Source organism: Brevundimonas sp. 'scallop' (assembly GCF_011045535.1).
Lineage (GTDB): Bacteria > Pseudomonadota > Alphaproteobacteria > Caulobacterales > Caulobacteraceae > Brevundimonas > Brevundimonas vesicularis.
Genome location: NZ_CP039382.1, coordinates 1,894,341 through 1,908,368 on the forward strand (window position 1 = coordinate 1,894,341; position 14,028 = coordinate 1,908,368).

Consider the following 14,028-nt stretch of genomic DNA (forward strand, 5'->3'; position numbering starts at 1 on the left):
CCTCTAGCCTGCCGACGTGTGATCACGAAAGCGTCGTCGCGCCTTAACCACCCCGTCATGCGCGTTGCGCGCCGCCTCATCCGTCGCTAGCGTCCGGCCCAAGCAGCCGAGGGGCTGCATCAAAACGTGGGGGTATTTTATGTGGCGCGTTAAGTCGCTCGACGCGATCCTTGCCACGGCCGAGAAGAAGTCGCTTCACCGGTCGCTTGGTCCTATTCAACTAACGCTTCTGGGGATCGGGGCCATTATCGGCACCGGAATTTTCGTCCTGACCGCTTCGGCCGCCCAAAAGGCCGGACCGGGCATGATGATCAGCTTCGTCATCGCCGGCGCCGTCTGCGCGGTCGCAGCGCTCTGCTACTCCGAACTGGCGTCGATGGCCCCGGTTTCGGGCTCAGCCTACACCTACACCTACGCCGTGATGGGCGAACTGCTGGCCTGGACGGTCGGTTGGGCGCTGATCCTGGAATACGCCGTGGCGGCCTCGGCCGTGTCGGTCGGTTGGTCGGGTTATGTGCTGGGGCTGATAGAACAGGGGCTCGGATTCGATTTCCCCGACCTCCTATCCGCCGGGCCGACCTGGTCGATGAACGGCTTCATCCCCACGCCCGACTTCTCGGCCGGGATCGTCAACATCCCCGCCATCGTCGTGGCCCTGCTGGTGACGGCCCTGCTGATGGTCGGCACCACGGAATCGGCCCGGGTCAATGCAATCCTGGTCGCGATCAAGGTCGTCGCCCTGACGGTCTTCATCGTCATCACCCTGCCCGTCGTCAAATCGGCCAACCTGTCGCCGTTCGCTCCCAATGGCCTGTTCGGCCAATATTCGGGGATGGGCATCGTCGGCGCCGCGGCCTCGATCTTCTTCGCCTATGTCGGCTTCGACGCCGTTTCGACGGCGGCCGAAGAAACCAAGAACCCGCAGCGCAACGTGCCCATCGGCCTGATCGGCTCTTTGGCCATCTGTACGGTCTTCTATCTGCTGGTCGCGCTCGGCGCCGCCGGCGCCATCGGCGCGCAGCCGGTTCTGGGCGCCGCCGGTGAAGCGGTCCAGCCGGGCTCGCCCGCCTTCGTCGCCGCCTGCGCCCTGCCTGCCAACGCCGAAATGCTCGTCTGCTCCAATGAGGCCCTGGCCCACGTTCTGCGCGTCGTCGGTCACCCCCAGATCGGCAACGCCCTGGGCACCGCCGCTCTGCTGGCCCTGCCGTCGGTCATCCTGATGATGATCTTCGGTCAGACCCGCATCTTCTTCGTGATGGCGCGCGACGGCCTGCTGCCGGAAGGCTTGACCAAGATCCACCCCAAGTGGAAGACGCCCTATATCGTGACCGCCGCCACCGGCATCGCGGTCGCCATCGCCGGCGCCCTGTTCCCGGTCGGTCAGCTGGCCGACATCTCGAACTCGGGCACCCTGTTCGCCTTCTTCATGGTGTCGATCGCGGTGCTGGTGCTGCGGGTCAAGGATCCGAACCGCAAGCGTCCGTTCCGTACGCCGCTGATCTGGGTGTTTGCGCCCCTGTCGGCGTTCGGCTGCGCCTTCCTGTTCTGGAACCTGCCGCACGACGCCAAGATGGTGCTGCCGATCTGGGGCGGCATCGGCCTGGTGATCTACTTCCTGTATGGCTACCGCAAGAGCCACCTGGGTCGCGGTCTGGTCGAGGTTCACGAAACGGACCGCGACGTTCCGCCGCCGCCCGTGCCGCCAATCAGCTAAGACCAAACCGGGCCTGTCGCACCGATTGCGGCAGGCCCATCTATCGGCCTCAGGTAGCCCGCAAGGGCGATAGGCCAAGAATAAAGAAAGGCCCCGGATCGCTCCGGGGCCTTTTTTGTCTTGGTGCGGATGAGAGGACTCGAACCTCCACGCCTCTCGGCGCTGGAACCTAAATCCAGTCTAAGAGACGCTAACCCTCTGCCTTCTTGTGCTTTTCTGGCGTCACGTCTTCGATTGTGCCGTATGCGTGACGCAGAGCGTCGCGAAGGTCATCTCGTGACGTGTGGGCGTAGCGCATGGTCGAGGATATGACCTCGTGCCCAAGCAGCTTCTTCACAGCCGCCAGATTGCCGCCTGTCTTACGGAGAAGGGTCGTGCCGGCGTGGTGACGGTCGTCGTGAACGGCTCGGGCTTGAACGCCTGAGCGGCGATTGGCGGCGCTTGCTGCGGACTGATAGGCGCGCCAGTGGATGGCGGTCAGAGAGCCGTCCTTCATCTCCCTGAACCACACTGTGTCGAGCTCAGCGGCTACCGCCCGACCGATTCGCGCTCGCATCTCAGCGGCGTCTTCTTCCAGCAGCGTCACGACGTGCGGACCGTTCTTCCGAACCGCAGTATAAATGTCCATCGTCTTGCCGTCGTCGTGGACGGCCGAGAGCGGGAAGAAAGCCTCGCGTAGGCGGACCCCATATCGCTGGATGAAGCGCTGGATCGGCTGATGCCAATGGGGCAGCTGATCGGAACGGGCCTTGAGCTCTTCCTCCGTGAACCAGCGAACGACCTCTCGCGGCTCTTCCAAGCGCAGCTCTGACCAGTCGATCTCGCGCATCTCGACTTCAAGGTTCTTGCGCGCATACCGGATGATCGGCCGAAGGGTGGTGTCGATGATGTCGCGGTTCACCGTCGCGGCGCTGGGCAACTTGTCGATCGCCTTGCGGTTCTTGCCGCGGCGGATGGCTTCGACCCGGCGCGAGTTCACCGCCTGGGTGACCTTCAGCGGGCCGATGTCGGTCAGCTTCGTTCGCGGGCCCAGATGACGAAGCATGATTTCGACGCGATGCGCCGTCGTCTTGGCGCTCTTGCGGCCTGCGACCTTGGCGGCGAACCAGAGATCCGCGGCCGCCTCTAGGGTGATGTCCTGGTGTAAACCTCCCATGAGCGCCTTGCGGAACTCACGGTTTTCAATCTTGGCTGCGTCTTCCTTGAGGCGCGCGCCGGTCGAGCCGCGGTATCGCTCACCGTTGACGGTGAAGTCGTACCACCAGATGTCGCCGCGTTTATAGACCGGCACGTCAGGGCCTCCAGATAGGCATTCAGGTCGTCGCGCCTCACGCGCCACTGGCGCCCGATCTTGCCGGCGCGCAGGGAACCATCGGCAATGATGGCGCGCAAGGTGTGCTCACCTACTTGGAGCTCACGACAGGTTTGGTCGAAGGTCAGAACGAAGTTGTCGTTCGCCGCGCTCATCTCCACACTCCCCTGCGTTCTCTCCGGGCCTGGTCCTCTTGACGCCGGTATGGATCTCCGAAGTTCGTCTCGCTGATAGCCAGCCCCTCGCGGACCAGTTGGGCGCCCAGGTCGCGGCCCCTGACCGTGCAAACCGCCACGTTGCGACGATACCGATCGGTGTCCGTGATCGTGCACCGAGCGCCAGCGCTGGCCAGTTGGCGGGCGCGGGTGGTTGCGGCTGATGCCGTAGACCGGGCGACAGGCGAACAGGCCCAGACATCCGGTCGCTGACGGCAGCGGGTGAAGGGCGCGACTTCCCCGGCGTCGATCCCCACCAGGCGCACCCGGTGGCGCTCGCCGTCGACAGTGACGCATCGCCCGCTGTCGCCGTCGCTGAGCAGCAGGCTCGCGCAGATCAGGACGACGGCGCTCATCCCTCCCCCTTCCCGGCCCGAAGCCTGACGATCTCAGCCATGGCGAAGCGCATGACGGCGGCCTCGTTGCCGGCGCCCCAGCCCGCGATCTCGTTTCCGGCCTCGGCCATCTTCGAAAGGATGTTGTCGCGCGTCAGGCCTAGCCGGTCGAACCGCTGCTGATCGTGCGCCACATCCCAGGCCGAACGGGTGGGGTCCAATACGGTCACGTCGTTCATTTCCCCTCCCCCTTCCCATTGCGGGCGAGGAAGCCGCTTATACCGGCGTCAAGTTCTGCCAGCTTTGCGTTCACCTCACCGCGCCGAATGGTCTTCAGCGCCAGACGGTTGATCCACGAGTCGACGTAGCTCCGCGCGACCTTCAGCGCCCACACGATGCGCTTCGCAGTCAGGCCAGGCGTCTTGATCTTCGTGAAGATCGGCAAGCCGGGTTCGGAGTTGATCCGATATTTCTGGCGCGGTGGGCCGTCGATGCAGACGATCCGACGCGTGTGTCCGGTGATCGTCCGCTGTTGGAACTTCCGAAACTCAGCCGCAGCCTCGGCGTCGGATAGATGTCCGGGGGCCGTGAAGCTGGCTACGCTCGTTGGCCCCGTGCGGATATTGATCCGGCGAGCAGGCGGGGCTTCAGCCTCATCCGCCAGCTTCTCCAGCGCGTCTAGGTCGATGACCTTTTGGGTGGCCTCACCGATATGGTCGGTCATTGCACGGCCCTCATGGCTTCCGCGTAGCCTTCCCACGTCGGACGGGGCGCGCGAAAAACGCCCTCTGTGTCGGCGTAGGAAAGAACGACACGCGATATCCGATTGGCTTCCTCTGGCGTCAGATCGGCGGGAATGCGCAGTTGCGCCGCCATGTCGGGGCGGATTTGAATAGGCACGACCATCATGACACGTCACCTGTCGGGGCGGCGGGAAGCGCGATGCTGTTTCTGCTCATCGTCGTTGCGTATTCACCCAGTCCCTTCGACCAGAGGATTGCGGCTATGTGATCGAATGTCATGGCTGGGACGAAATACCCGCCCCCTGGCAGCGGCGATGCGGGGGCGGCTTTTGCTGCCAGTAAGAGCGCATAGAGGTCGTCGAGATCGACCAACATGGCTGCGGCCTTATCGACGTTGCGCGCCCAAGCCGCATCTGTTGCAAGCTGGACGAAGCGATCAGGCAGGCGCAGCGCATCGGTGGCGGCCCACGCGATGGGCAAGATGGGCCGGTCGGCGAAGCTGTTGAACGGCACACGCCACAAGACCTTCGCCGGCGCCCTGAAATACATCCGCCGCCTCGGCTTCAAGGATCTGATCGCCCTGATGGATGCGACCGGCCTGGACCGCGTGCCGCCATCCTGAGAGCTGGAGTGACCCGATAATGGCTGATGCAGTCGTTTCAGTAGCCGAGCAAAGGGTCGTCATTTCGTTCCCTGGCGTGGACGTCATCGCGCCTCTTGCGGCCTCGGCAGCGGCGGCCTCGCAATCCTCACAGGCCGCCGCCGCCGAGGCGGTAACCGTGGTGAGCGAAGCCTTGGGCGCCGGGATCGAAACCCGCGCCGGCCGTGAACTGACGGGCCGTCGCGACGCCATGGCCGGCAAGGTGTTTGCGGTCGAAACGCCAGACGGCCGTGTGCCGGTGTCGGTCGATCAATCGGGCGAAATGCTTGTCGGGTCGCTGGCCCTCTATACCCGCTCACCGTCGCGCGACGGCTATTACAACGGCCTGACCCCGCAACAGTGTGCGCGCAACGGCGCTCTGCTGCAGGCGTGGGGACCGGAGGGGGCACCCGCCTTTCTGCCCGTATCACCGCTGCGGGGCGATTGGGGCGCGTTCAACCTTCGTCTGGACGTGACCGGCTACCGCCTGGGAACGGTGCAGGCGTCGGACCTCTACATCTGCGACGTGATCCAGCCGTTGTCGGGGGCCTTGGCTACGGCAGTCGCTGTCGATGCTCGACCGCTCTCCATGACCCTGTTCTATGGTCAGTCCAACGCCGGGCGCGCCGGGGGTGCGGTCATCAACGGGGGCGCGGTCTATCCGCATCACGCGCTGATGTTTTCCGAAGGCATCGCCCACATTCAGAGCACCATCGGCGGCCCGCTGGACGGCTATGGCGCCCTCGTGACGCCCGGCGCCTTGTCCGACCTCGCGCCGTTGCGGGACAATGGCCAGTCCGTGCAGGGAAGCCACGTCGCGGGTCTGGCGGCCGTCGCGGCTGAGGCCATGGATCGCAAGGCCGGCCGCCGGTCGCCCGCGAGGCTATGGCGCAGCGACTATTTCGGCGGTCAACCGCTGGGCCAGTTCGTTAAGGGCACGACCATGTATGCGAACGCGTTGACCTCGGCGTCGCAAGCGCGGGTCGCGGCGGCGCGCTACGGGCGCAGCGTGTCCCTGGACTTCCTGGTTTTCGTCCACGGCGAGAGCGGCCCCTATCCCTACCCGCTGGCGAACCTGTTGGACGATCTGCTGCCAGACCTGAAGGCGGCGGCCGATCAGGACCAAGCGCCGTTCGTCATCCTGGCTCAAACCAACACCGGGGATGTCAATGTGCCGACCGGCGTGGAGACGGCGCAGCTGGATTACGCCAAGGCCCATGCCGCCACGACGGCCTTGATCCCGATGTATGATCAGCCGCTGCTGCCCGACGACATCCATCCCACGGCCGAAGGGCGAGCCATTTTCGGCGAGCGGGTGGCCTGGGTTCAGGACCAAGTCACGCACGGCGGCGGGTTCGATGGCGTCTGGCCCGTGTCAGCCGTCCGCGCCGGAAAGAGCCTGGTCGTGACCTTCAACCGCGACATCGCCGCCGATCCGCGCGGCTGGACGCTGCCGGTCGCGGCCCTGGGCTTCACCTATACGGGCGCGTCGATCACGGCTGCGACCGTGACCGGTTCGCGTCAGGTCACGCTCACCCTTTCGTCGGCGGCGGCCGGAACCCTGCACTACGCCAACCAACAGACGGCGGACGACGACAATGGATGGTCCAGTCAGCGTGGTCTGATCGTGCATCGCACCGGCGCCGCTTCTCCATGGAATGCGCGCGGCCTGGGCGTGCCGGCCGAGATCGTCGTGCCCGCAGCCCGCTTCTCCATGCCCATCGCCTGAGGACCGAACCATGTTGCTCAAGACCCCTGTTGAAACGACCAATGCCAACGCTCCGATGGGCGATGGCGGGCTGTCTGCTTCTATCCTGGCCATGCCGAACCTGATGGATTGGTTTCAAGCCGATCCGGCGCACACTACGCTGGTCGGCGGCAAGGTCAGCGCGTTGAACGGTCGAAAGGGCGTTCGATCTCTGGCTCAGCCCGACGCCGCCTTCCGAGCGCCCCTGGTCGAGGGCGCCATCAACGGACAGCCTGCCCTGGAAAACGGTGTCGCGCCGTATGCCTACGGTTTGACTGGAACGACCTTCCCCAGCCAAGGCGCCTGGACCTGGGCCATGTGCGTCTATGAGGAACCCGGCGATTATCAGTGGATGGGCGGCATTTTTGAAAGCGGCGAGATGCAGACCGGCATCATCCGCAACGCCGACGACGTGCTGCGTTTCCACAATAAAGTCGGGTCTGGCGCGGCTGAAATCGTCATCCCCAACGGCTATGGCCGCTGGCGGCTGATCATTGTCGGCGCGTCCGCCGATGGCGTGATCAAGGCCGAGGTCGATGGGGCGCGCCTGCCAGACGCCGTGTCGGATGACGCCATGGCCAACGGCGCTCTTGTCTTTGGCGCCCTGGGTGTCGCGGGCGGCGCCTACGCCTTCCTGGGCGGCTATTCCGACATCTGGCTATTCACCGCCGATTTGTTGGGCACGCCCGCCAGTCTGGAGCCGCTGCGGCAGTATTGCCGCCACGTCTATGGAATCGGCGTCGCCTGAGGTCAGCGATCACAAATCCTTGGCGGGGCCGCCAGGTTCGTCGGGTTCGCCGTCAGCGTCCTTGTCGATGAAGCCTGGAGGCTGGTTCCGCCTGTTCACCATCGAAGAGATCGTGAAGAGCAGCCCTGCCAAGACCACGGCGCCGACGATGAGCAAGAGCATGTTCATGAGAGTTGAACGCACGCGCGAGTGATCGGGTCCATCGTCTCACTTCAAGCCGCCCAACGGCTGTTCCACCACGGCCTGACTATCGGAGGGGCGGATGTTCGACCCGCGTGAACTGCCTCTGTTCTGGGGTCTGTGTGGCGGCCTGATCGCGGGCGGCCTCGGCATGATCCCGGCCTATGGGGCTAAGGGCGCGACTCGTGAGGCGCGGGTGCGGGCCTGGCTGTCGTTGTGCATCGGCGTCTTCGCCGGGCCGGTGGCGGCCGAGGCGGCGACGCCGTCGATCGTTGCCCTGGTCAAGGTGATGGACTTCCGCGTCGTGGCGCTGGCGATCGGCTGGATGGCCGCCAACGATCCGCGCGGCTTCTTCAATCTGGTGGGGCGCATCATCAAGGCCGGCCTTCGGGCGGCCGTGGAAAGCAAGGAGGCGTCGTCATGACGCATCACGCATGGGTCGTTTTGACGGGGATGCTGTTCCTGTCGGCAGGTGGGGTGATGACGGTCGTGTTCCGACTGCTCGGGCCGACCTATCACACCCGGATCTCGGGCAACTGGTTCCTGCGGCTAGTCGTGTTTCTGATCGCCATCTTCCTGATGGTCAGGGGGGCGACGACCGTGTTTCCCGGCCGCCTGGTAAGGGTTGAGCATATGTCGCCGCTGTTGCCGCTGGGCGCGCTCTGTTCCCTGGCCTTCTCGATGATCGTTCTGGACTTCGTGCAGCGCGACCGCAGCCCGCCGCCGTGGAGCGTGATGGCGATCCGCCTGTTTACCCTGATCCGCCGCGAGGACTGGGCGGCCGAGGCGGCGATGAAGCTGCCGCCGGCAGGCCTTCTCGACCGGCCGGTGTCAGACCAGCCGCATAACGGGTTGCGGGTGACGGTGATCTGCGTCGCCCTGGTCCTGGTCGCGGCAGCGGCTCTGACTGTCGGATACAATGGCTTGACCAGCTAACGAACCGGGGTCGCGTCAGCCCGTCACCCATCGCGTGATCAAGTAGACGCCGCCTGCAAGGATCGCCCACGACGCGATACTGGCGAGGACCAGAACTGCCACGCGCACCTTGCCCGACCACTTCGGTTCGGGCGCGCCCCATAGCGGGCTTCCGTTGTCGTGCTGCATCGGCATGACCGCGATCTAAGCACATGCGAACGCCGTTCGCATCCCCACGCCAATCTGGAGACTGACCATGCCGTATGTGCTGGGCGCGAAGTCGCGCGCCGAACTCAAAGGCGTTCACCCCGATCTGATCCGTGTCGTCGAGCGGGCAATCCAGATCACGACGCAGGACTTCAGCGTCCATGACGGCCTGCGGACGGCCGAAGAGCAAAAGGCCCTGGTCGCCTCGGGCGCGTCCCAGACCATGAACTCGATGCACCGCCCCCAAGCCGACGGCTTCGGCCATGCCGTGGATCTCGTGCCGTTCATCAACGGCAAGATGCGCTGGGAGTGGCCCGCCATCTATCCGATCGCCGCCGCAGTCTGGCAGGCCTCCCGCGATCTGGGCGTGGCGATTCGCTGGGGCGGCGCCTGGATCAACATGGCGGATATCAAGACGGGCACGCCCGGCGCCATGAAAGGGGCCGTCGATGCCTATGGCGCGGCGCGGCGCAAGCTGGGCAAGGCAGCGTTCACCGATGGCCCTCATTTCGAGCTGGCCCGATGATCGCCGCCCTCGCCTTCCTCCGCAGCATCCCTCGCCTTCTCAGCCCGACCGGCTGGCTGATCGTCGCCATCATCGCCGGCTTCATCCTGACCGGTGCCTACTGCTCTCACAGGGGCGCACAGGGCGAGCGGGGCCGGCAGGCCGCCGCGACACAGAAGACCGATGCGAAGGCGTCAGGCGCGCGGGAAACCGCTGCTGTCGAACGCGAAGCTGAAACGACCACCATCCGCAACCGGCAAGAGGAGAGAGACCATGCCGCTGAAGCGATCCCTGACAGCCGCCCTGATGATCGCGAGCTTAGGCGCCGCTGTCGCCAGTTGCGCGAAGCCGGTCGGAGCCTTCCCGCCTGCAACGGATTTGATCGTCCAGCCCAAGCCGGTCCCGCCTGACGACGTGCTGACCAGCCGAATCGCGGGCGAGCAATACGACAACGCCGTGGAAGCCTGGGGCGAGGAAGGCTGGGCGCGGGTGTCGCGGCTCTGTCGGTTCTTCGACACCATGGGGATGCGGGGGCTGGACTGTCCGCCGCCTCCGCGACCGGGCTAGGTGCCCTCGATAATATCGACCCCAGCGTCGAGCCTCGGCTCCGCTATTAAGGCCGCTCCGGGAGACCGGGGCGGCTTTCGCCGTTAGGCTGCTTTCCAATCAACCGGTCGAGTGGCGGTTATGGTGAGGGCGATCACTTGCTGAACAGCGTACTCGTCATAGTGCTCGAGATCAGGTTCTCGCGACAGCGTGAACGAATAGCCCCACCCCGTCACCCAGATCTCGTAACCCGGAAACTGCGTCTCAACGAACTCGCATCCGTAGGGCGCCAAGGCTCCAAGAACCTCGCTATGGGTGAGGAGCCTGTAATTCATCCAGGTTAGGCCGCGTCAGCAAGCTCGACGACGAACTGACGCTCGACGTGCATGTCCACGACGTGAGGAAGGTTTTGGAAAGCCTCCTCCGGCGTTTTGCTCGCGCGGACGGACACGACTTTCACGCCGTGATTTCGTTCCAGCAACGACGTGATGGCAGCCGGCAGCATGCACCAAATGTGATCGCGATCTGCGCCTGACAAATGGAGGCCACGGAGATCGCGGCTCGACACTCGGATTCCGCCGTCGTTACGCTCTTCAATCGTAACGCCGACGACTATGGGATTCGAACGATGTGCGGTCACGGAAGCTTCCCTCCTTGGAAGCGGCGAGGAGATTGATATTAGGTTGGGCAAGGTGTCAATGTGATATAGGAAATCATTGACGGATTGGTAACGAACAACCGGCCGCAAGGCTGCATTTTACCCCGAACCGCCTTGCGGATCGCCGGTCACTGACTCATAATTCGTCTGCGAGCGGCCTGCTGGTTGATCCGGTGGGACGTTGCAACCCGCTCTGCATTTGTCTGGCTGGACCTAGCTGGGTGCACACCGTGAAGGCTCGCCATATAGCTGCGAGGGGTCAGGCCCGAAACGCCCTCGGTTCACGCCGGGGGCGTTTTGCTTCGTCATTCCCAATCTTCCGGCCGACCGATCGGCTTCATCGGACCTGTGGGCGTCGTATCGCCCGACCGATTTGGTGATTTCCCATCCAGGGGCACCATGTCGCCCGGATAGGACCAGCCCCCAACGACGACAGCCCCGCTCAGTTCAGCCCAGCAGGCCTTGAGCGTGGCGGATGCCGCCCGCGCCCTCGCCGTCGAAACGCTGGTCGCGGACCGGCGGCTGATAGAAGAGTGGCTCAAGCTAAAAGAGCAGCGACGTCGGCTCTGGTATTCTCGCGAGCCCTCTAGCCCGTGAAAGTGACGTTTCCCGGCGACGCTTTGGCTATCCGACATAGCTCCTCATTCGGCCGCATCGCTGTGCCATTCAGTGTGAGCTTTGCCCCATGGCGTAGCGCGCTCGCGAGCTGGATAAGTTCGTCAGCGGAACGCGTGTCGGCATAGATTGTGATGCTGCCCCCGCAGCGCGCTAGCTCACACAGCTCGTCGATAGGTTTGCGTTGCATTGATCACTCCGAACTAAACGCGCTGATTTACCAATCAAAACCGATGCTGCAAATGCCGAGCTTGAGTGGATTAAGGGGAACTTGACGCAGCGCTTTGTGGTTATCTGGCTAGCCGATCGCAAAGTCGGCTCATGTGTTTTCCGACTGCCGCCGACCTTTCGAGGACGGCGGCTTTTGTCGTTTTGCGGACTTCCGGAACTCAGTGTCGTTGATCTGGGTTAGTTGCACGGAGCCGGCCTGTGAGGGTGGTGGCCCGGCAATATGCGCCACCCCATGCGACGGGCCGCTTTACTTTCCCAAGCTGTGAAGTGCCCGTCGCGTCAGCATTCCGCGAGGAATTCAGCCTCAGCCTCCGTCCCGATCCGCGTCCGGCTGCTGATCCAGACATCCAGACCCCGATAGTTCAGCCCGCCGTTGTTTCGGGTCTTCAGGTGCCGGCCGGCCTCTTGGATCAAGAACCAGGTCCAGTGGGCCACGATGAGAATCTTCGGCGCCGTCGCATCTTCGATCAGCGCGTCGATCTCTTCCAGCGTCAGGTCCGGTTCGCCGCCGGCCATCGCCAGAACTCCTTCAACTGCCCGCCCGTCCCCTGATGGCCAGATATGACGATCGTCGGGCGGCGGTTGCCGCACCGCTTGCAGACCATCTTGGCGCGCATGTCCCGCAACGGCGTGAAGCGCTGGGCTTGGGGCAGCTTGGCCCACGCCGGGATGACGCGGCTTCCGCACCGGCAGACCAGAGCGCACTGATCGCCGCGGCGGATGTCGTCAGGCGTCGTATCGTCTCGATAGTGCGTCATCGCGCCTGGAAGCGACCGAGGCCTAGCACCATCGCCTGCCGCACAAGGCGGTCGTTCTCTTCCCTCGACACATAGGCGACGTTCGATCCCGGTCCCGGCGTCGCCGGCAGGTTGGGATGCGGCGGCGGATTGCGCACGACCCGGGCGGCAAGCTCTGCGTCCAGGCGCATCAGTCCTTCGGTTGAAAGGGGTTGGCCCATGATGTCCTCCGTCGCGCCACCGACGGGCTGGGTCATAGCTCAATGAGAACGGATACGGAACAGACTGTGCCGCCACTGTGCCGCGATAGATGCGGCGTTCCTCGGATGTTCGCGGATTGATGCGGGTCAGCCAATCGACCGACCCGCCTCAAACACCCGTAAAACCTTGGTGCGGATGAGAGGACTCGAACCTCCACGCCTCTCGGCGCTGGAACCTAAATCCAGTGCGTCTACCAGTTCCGCCACATCCGCATCGGGTAGGCGGTCGCGTCTAGAGGGTGACGCCGCTCAGGGCAAGGCCTCAGCGACGCCCGGCGACCAGTTCGTTGCGAATGGAGCGTCCTAAGGGATCGCGGGCGCGCCAAGTGTCGCCGACATCGGCCTCGACCATCCGGCTGCAAAAGCGCGGCAGGATCTGGCGCGGGCTGAAGCCGGACAAACAAATCTTGTCACCCTCGGCCGACCAGCGGGCCGCCACACGTCGCCCGTCCGAAAACTGAGAGGTGTAGCGTCCATCCGGCTCGAAATAGTGCCTGACCCACTGTCCGTTCGGATAATGGGACACAATCGTATTGCCGAACGCCTTGGACATATCGGCTGAGGCGGGCGAGGCCGCCAGCACGACCACGATCGCCAAGCCGCAGATCACCGAAACCTGCTTCACACGCCCCTCCTGCGCCGTCCGTCATCGACTATCGACGATACATAAGACGGCGCAAGCGCTGCGGTTCCTCAGCCGTTGCCGCGACGACCCGATTCGAACAGGAACCAGACGCGCTTTTCGCTCTCGTCGATCCAGTTCTCCAGCAGGCTGGCGGTCGCGACGTCATTGTGCTCGTCGCACAGGTCATGCACCTCCCGCATCCGGCTGATCAGTTCGCCATTGTCGTCGCGAAGCTCGGCCAGCATATCCAACGGATCGACGTAATCGGCGTCATTGTCGGCGACGCGTGATTCCTTGGCGATCTGACCGATGGAGCGCAGCGTGGTCCCGCCGATCTTGCGCGCGCGTTCGGCCATGGGATCGGTCATGGCCAGGATTTCCGCCGACTGCTCGTCCAGCATCAAATGATAGTCCCGGAAATGCGGGCCCGAGACGTGCCAGTGGAAATTCTTGGTCTTGATGTAGAGGGCGAACGTATCGGCCAGCAGCCCGGTCAGAGCGGCGGAAATGCTCTGGGTGGCCTCCTCCGACAGGCTTGTCGGCGTCTTCAGGGGCGCCAGGCGCTTTTCTTTGGCGGTGGCCATGTTCGTTCTCCTCAGCAGCAGTCTGCGGTCAAGCTAGGTAGCCGGGCATCCGGACGGAAGCCCTGGCGCAGATGATAATGCTGAAGCTGTAAAGTGGTTCGGCGGCGCCGACCTTTGTCGGCGGTGGCTGGGGAACTAGGACTCGAACCTAGAATGACGGTACCAAAAACCGTAGTGTTACCATTACACCATTCCCCAGCAGGACCGGCGTTTCCGAAGCACTCTGTGCGGCGGAGGCGGTCAGATACGCCAAGCCGTTTTGGGATGCAACACCCTCTTTCAGGACTATTTTCGCTTACCGTGAAGATGGGTCGAAATGGGCGCTTGCGGCCTATCGAACCCATGGCTATAAGCCGCGTCCTCACTTCGGGGCGACGCCGCCAGGCCAGCCCCCACGGTCGGAGTGTGGCTCAGCCTGGTAGAGCACTGCGTTCGGGACGCAGGGGTCGGAGGTTCGAATCCTCTCACTCCGACCATCTTCTCCTTAGAATAATCGACGATGCAACAGCGG

The 14,028-nt window shown here is 64.1% G+C and carries 21 protein-coding genes, 3 tRNA genes and 1 pseudogene; 8 read left to right on the forward strand and 17 right to left on the reverse strand.

The genetic code is table 11. From position 1 onward, the window contains the following. Positions 1-139: 139 nt before the first annotated feature. On the forward strand, positions 140-1,714 hold the full coding sequence (locus E4341_RS09405; RefSeq protein WP_165116834.1) for an amino acid permease: 1,575 nt from the start codon (positions 140-142) through the stop codon (positions 1,712-1,714). A gap of 190 nt (positions 1,715-1,904) precedes the next feature. Here E4341_RS09405 and E4341_RS09410 read toward each other — a convergent pair whose 3' ends face one another. The 7 genes and pseudogenes from E4341_RS09410 to E4341_RS09440 all read right to left on the reverse strand — a co-directional run bounded on the left by E4341_RS09410 (position 1,905) and on the right by E4341_RS09440 (position 4,832). Then, complete coding sequence (locus E4341_RS09410; protein WP_165116836.1) at positions 1,905-3,053, reverse strand: tyrosine-type recombinase/integrase; 1,149 nt, start codon at positions 3,051-3,053, stop codon at positions 1,905-1,907. Positions 3,054-3,070: 17 nt separating this feature from the next. After that, a pseudogene (locus E4341_RS15760) lies at positions 3,071-3,181 on the reverse strand (hypothetical protein); the annotation flags it as partial. Beyond that, entirely contained in the window at positions 3,178-3,597 is a 420-nt protein-coding gene (locus E4341_RS09420) for a thermonuclease family protein (RefSeq protein WP_165116838.1), read from the reverse strand. The pseudogene E4341_RS15760 and the gene E4341_RS09420, both read right to left, overlap by 4 nt. Next, positions 3,594-3,815: a hypothetical protein gene (locus tag E4341_RS09425; RefSeq protein WP_165116840.1), complete on the reverse strand. Its 222-nt coding sequence runs from the start codon at positions 3,813-3,815 to the stop codon at positions 3,594-3,596. Before E4341_RS09425 ends, E4341_RS09420 begins: the two co-directional genes overlap by 4 nt. Beyond that, positions 3,812-4,300, reverse strand: a complete 489-nt coding sequence (locus E4341_RS09430) for a hypothetical protein (RefSeq protein ID WP_165116842.1) — start codon at positions 4,298-4,300, stop codon at positions 3,812-3,814. Before E4341_RS09430 ends, E4341_RS09425 begins: the two co-directional genes overlap by 4 nt. Beyond that, a complete protein-coding gene (locus tag E4341_RS09435; protein ID WP_165116844.1) occupies positions 4,297-4,485 on the reverse strand; it encodes a hypothetical protein in 189 nt (62 codons plus the stop codon). The genes E4341_RS09430 and E4341_RS09435 overlap by 4 nt, the downstream gene beginning before the upstream one ends. Then, positions 4,482-4,832 carry a hypothetical protein gene (locus tag E4341_RS09440; RefSeq protein ID WP_165116846.1) on the reverse strand — a complete coding sequence of 117 codons (351 nt, stop codon included), beginning with the start codon at positions 4,830-4,832 and terminating at the stop codon, positions 4,482-4,484. The genes E4341_RS09435 and E4341_RS09440 overlap by 4 nt, the downstream gene beginning before the upstream one ends. A gap of 128 nt (positions 4,833-4,960) precedes the next feature. On the opposite strand from E4341_RS09440, the gene E4341_RS09445 reads away from it, so the two are divergent. Both E4341_RS09445 and E4341_RS09450 read left to right on the forward strand, forming a co-directional pair. Further along, entirely contained in the window at positions 4,961-6,688 is a 1,728-nt protein-coding gene (locus E4341_RS09445; RefSeq protein ID WP_165116848.1) for a hypothetical protein, read from the forward strand. 10 nt (positions 6,689-6,698) lie between these two features. Beyond that, entirely contained in the window at positions 6,699-7,454 is a 756-nt protein-coding gene (locus E4341_RS09450) for a hypothetical protein (RefSeq protein WP_165116850.1), read from the forward strand. Between the two features lie 9 nt (positions 7,455-7,463). Here the strand turns inward: E4341_RS09450 and E4341_RS09455 are convergent, their stop codons facing one another. Beyond that, on the reverse strand, positions 7,464-7,610 hold the full coding sequence (locus tag E4341_RS09455; protein ID WP_165116852.1) for a hypothetical protein: 147 nt from the start codon (positions 7,608-7,610) through the stop codon (positions 7,464-7,466). 106 nt (positions 7,611-7,716) lie between these two features. Here E4341_RS09455 and E4341_RS09460 point away from each other — a divergent pair, with 106 nt between their 5' ends. Together E4341_RS09460 and E4341_RS09465 are read left to right on the forward strand one after the other, a co-directional pair. Beyond that, complete coding sequence (locus E4341_RS09460; protein WP_165116854.1) at positions 7,717-8,058, forward strand: hypothetical protein; 342 nt, start codon at positions 7,717-7,719, stop codon at positions 8,056-8,058. Beyond that, positions 8,055-8,570, forward strand: coding sequence for a hypothetical protein (locus tag E4341_RS09465; protein ID WP_165116856.1), 516 nt, complete (start codon positions 8,055-8,057; stop codon positions 8,568-8,570). The genes E4341_RS09460 and E4341_RS09465 overlap by 4 nt, the downstream gene beginning before the upstream one ends. 15 nt (positions 8,571-8,585) lie before the next feature. Here E4341_RS09465 and E4341_RS09470 read toward each other — a convergent pair whose 3' ends face one another. Beyond that, complete coding sequence (locus E4341_RS09470; protein WP_165116857.1) at positions 8,586-8,744, reverse strand: hypothetical protein; 159 nt, start codon at positions 8,742-8,744, stop codon at positions 8,586-8,588. 61 nt (positions 8,745-8,805) lie between these two features. Here E4341_RS09470 and E4341_RS09475 point away from each other — a divergent pair, with 61 nt between their 5' ends. Continuing rightward, the gene (locus E4341_RS09475) at positions 8,806-9,282 is read left to right on the forward strand and encodes a M15 family metallopeptidase (protein WP_165116858.1); all 477 of its coding nucleotides are present in this window, start codon (positions 8,806-8,808) and stop codon (positions 9,280-9,282) included. 252 nt (positions 9,283-9,534) lie between these two features. After that, complete coding sequence (locus E4341_RS15435; RefSeq protein ID WP_205751269.1) at positions 9,535-9,828, forward strand: hypothetical protein; 294 nt, start codon at positions 9,535-9,537, stop codon at positions 9,826-9,828. A 319-nt stretch (positions 9,829-10,147) separates the two neighbouring features. On the opposite strand, the gene E4341_RS09490 is transcribed toward E4341_RS15435, so the two are convergent. From E4341_RS09490 to E4341_RS09525, 8 genes are all read right to left on the reverse strand, one after another. Further along, a complete protein-coding gene (locus E4341_RS09490) occupies positions 10,148-10,447 on the reverse strand; it encodes a hypothetical protein (RefSeq protein WP_165116860.1) in 300 nt (99 codons plus the stop codon). A gap of 1,143 nt (positions 10,448-11,590) precedes the next feature. After that, positions 11,591-11,827 (reverse strand): hypothetical protein, encoded by a 237-nt coding sequence (locus E4341_RS09495; protein ID WP_066551755.1) that lies wholly within the window; start codon positions 11,825-11,827, stop codon positions 11,591-11,593. Further along, entirely contained in the window at positions 11,803-12,069 is a 267-nt protein-coding gene (locus E4341_RS09500) for a hypothetical protein (protein ID WP_165116861.1), read from the reverse strand. Before E4341_RS09500 ends, E4341_RS09495 begins: the two co-directional genes overlap by 25 nt. After that, positions 12,066-12,269: a hypothetical protein gene (locus E4341_RS09505; RefSeq protein WP_165116862.1), complete on the reverse strand. Its 204-nt coding sequence runs from the start codon at positions 12,267-12,269 to the stop codon at positions 12,066-12,068. Before E4341_RS09505 ends, E4341_RS09500 begins: the two co-directional genes overlap by 4 nt. A 167-nt stretch (positions 12,270-12,436) precedes the next feature. Further along, positions 12,437-12,521, reverse strand: a tRNA-Leu gene (locus tag E4341_RS09510). Positions 12,522-12,570: 49 nt separating this feature from the next. Then, entirely contained in the window at positions 12,571-12,933 is a 363-nt protein-coding gene (locus tag E4341_RS09515; protein ID WP_165116864.1) for a hypothetical protein, read from the reverse strand. A gap of 68 nt (positions 12,934-13,001) precedes the next feature. Beyond that, positions 13,002-13,517, reverse strand: coding sequence for a Dps family protein (locus E4341_RS09520; protein WP_165116866.1), 516 nt, complete (start codon positions 13,515-13,517; stop codon positions 13,002-13,004). A gap of 124 nt (positions 13,518-13,641) precedes the next feature. Continuing rightward, positions 13,642-13,715 (reverse strand) — tRNA-Gln (locus tag E4341_RS09525). Between the two features lie 201 nt (positions 13,716-13,916). Here E4341_RS09525 and E4341_RS09530 point away from each other — a divergent pair. Further along, positions 13,917-13,993, forward strand: a tRNA-Pro gene (locus tag E4341_RS09530). Positions 13,994-14,028 lie beyond the last annotated feature (35 nt).

What these genes read in the sequence shown, in the direction of transcription:
- E4341_RS09405 (WP_165116834.1), top strand. Translation starts at nt 140, where the DNA reads ATGTGGCGCGTTAAGTCGCTCGACGCGATCCTTGCCACGGCCGAGAAG.
- E4341_RS09420 (WP_165116838.1), bottom strand. Translation starts at nt 3,597, where the DNA reads ATGAGCGCCGTCGTCCTGATCTGCGCGAGCCTGCTGCTCAGCGACGGC.
- E4341_RS09425 (WP_165116840.1), bottom strand. Translation starts at nt 3,815, where the DNA reads ATGAACGACGTGACCGTATTGGACCCCACCCGTTCGGCCTGGGATGTG.
- E4341_RS09430 (WP_165116842.1), bottom strand. Translation starts at nt 4,300, where the DNA reads ATGACCGACCATATCGGTGAGGCCACCCAAAAGGTCATCGACCTAGAC.
- E4341_RS09435 (WP_165116844.1), bottom strand. Translation starts at nt 4,485, where the DNA reads ATGATGGTCGTGCCTATTCAAATCCGCCCCGACATGGCGGCGCAACTG.
- E4341_RS09445 (WP_165116848.1), top strand. Translation starts at nt 4,961, where the DNA reads ATGGCTGATGCAGTCGTTTCAGTAGCCGAGCAAAGGGTCGTCATTTCG.
- E4341_RS09450 (WP_165116850.1), top strand. Translation starts at nt 6,699, where the DNA reads ATGTTGCTCAAGACCCCTGTTGAAACGACCAATGCCAACGCTCCGATG.
- E4341_RS09460 (WP_165116854.1), top strand. Translation starts at nt 7,717, where the DNA reads ATGTTCGACCCGCGTGAACTGCCTCTGTTCTGGGGTCTGTGTGGCGGC.
- E4341_RS09465 (WP_165116856.1), top strand. Translation starts at nt 8,055, where the DNA reads ATGACGCATCACGCATGGGTCGTTTTGACGGGGATGCTGTTCCTGTCG.
- E4341_RS09470 (WP_165116857.1), bottom strand. Translation starts at nt 8,744, where the DNA reads ATGCCGATGCAGCACGACAACGGAAGCCCGCTATGGGGCGCGCCCGAA.
- E4341_RS09475 (WP_165116858.1), top strand. Translation starts at nt 8,806, where the DNA reads ATGCCGTATGTGCTGGGCGCGAAGTCGCGCGCCGAACTCAAAGGCGTT.
- E4341_RS15435 (WP_205751269.1), top strand. Translation starts at nt 9,535, where the DNA reads ATGCCGCTGAAGCGATCCCTGACAGCCGCCCTGATGATCGCGAGCTTA.
- E4341_RS09495 (WP_066551755.1), bottom strand. Translation starts at nt 11,827, where the DNA reads ATGGCCGGCGGCGAACCGGACCTGACGCTGGAAGAGATCGACGCGCTG.
- E4341_RS09500 (WP_165116861.1), bottom strand. Translation starts at nt 12,069, where the DNA reads ATGACGCACTATCGAGACGATACGACGCCTGACGACATCCGCCGCGGC.
- E4341_RS09505 (WP_165116862.1), bottom strand. Translation starts at nt 12,269, where the DNA reads ATGGGCCAACCCCTTTCAACCGAAGGACTGATGCGCCTGGACGCAGAG.
- E4341_RS09520 (WP_165116866.1), bottom strand. Translation starts at nt 13,517, where the DNA reads ATGGCCACCGCCAAAGAAAAGCGCCTGGCGCCCCTGAAGACGCCGACA.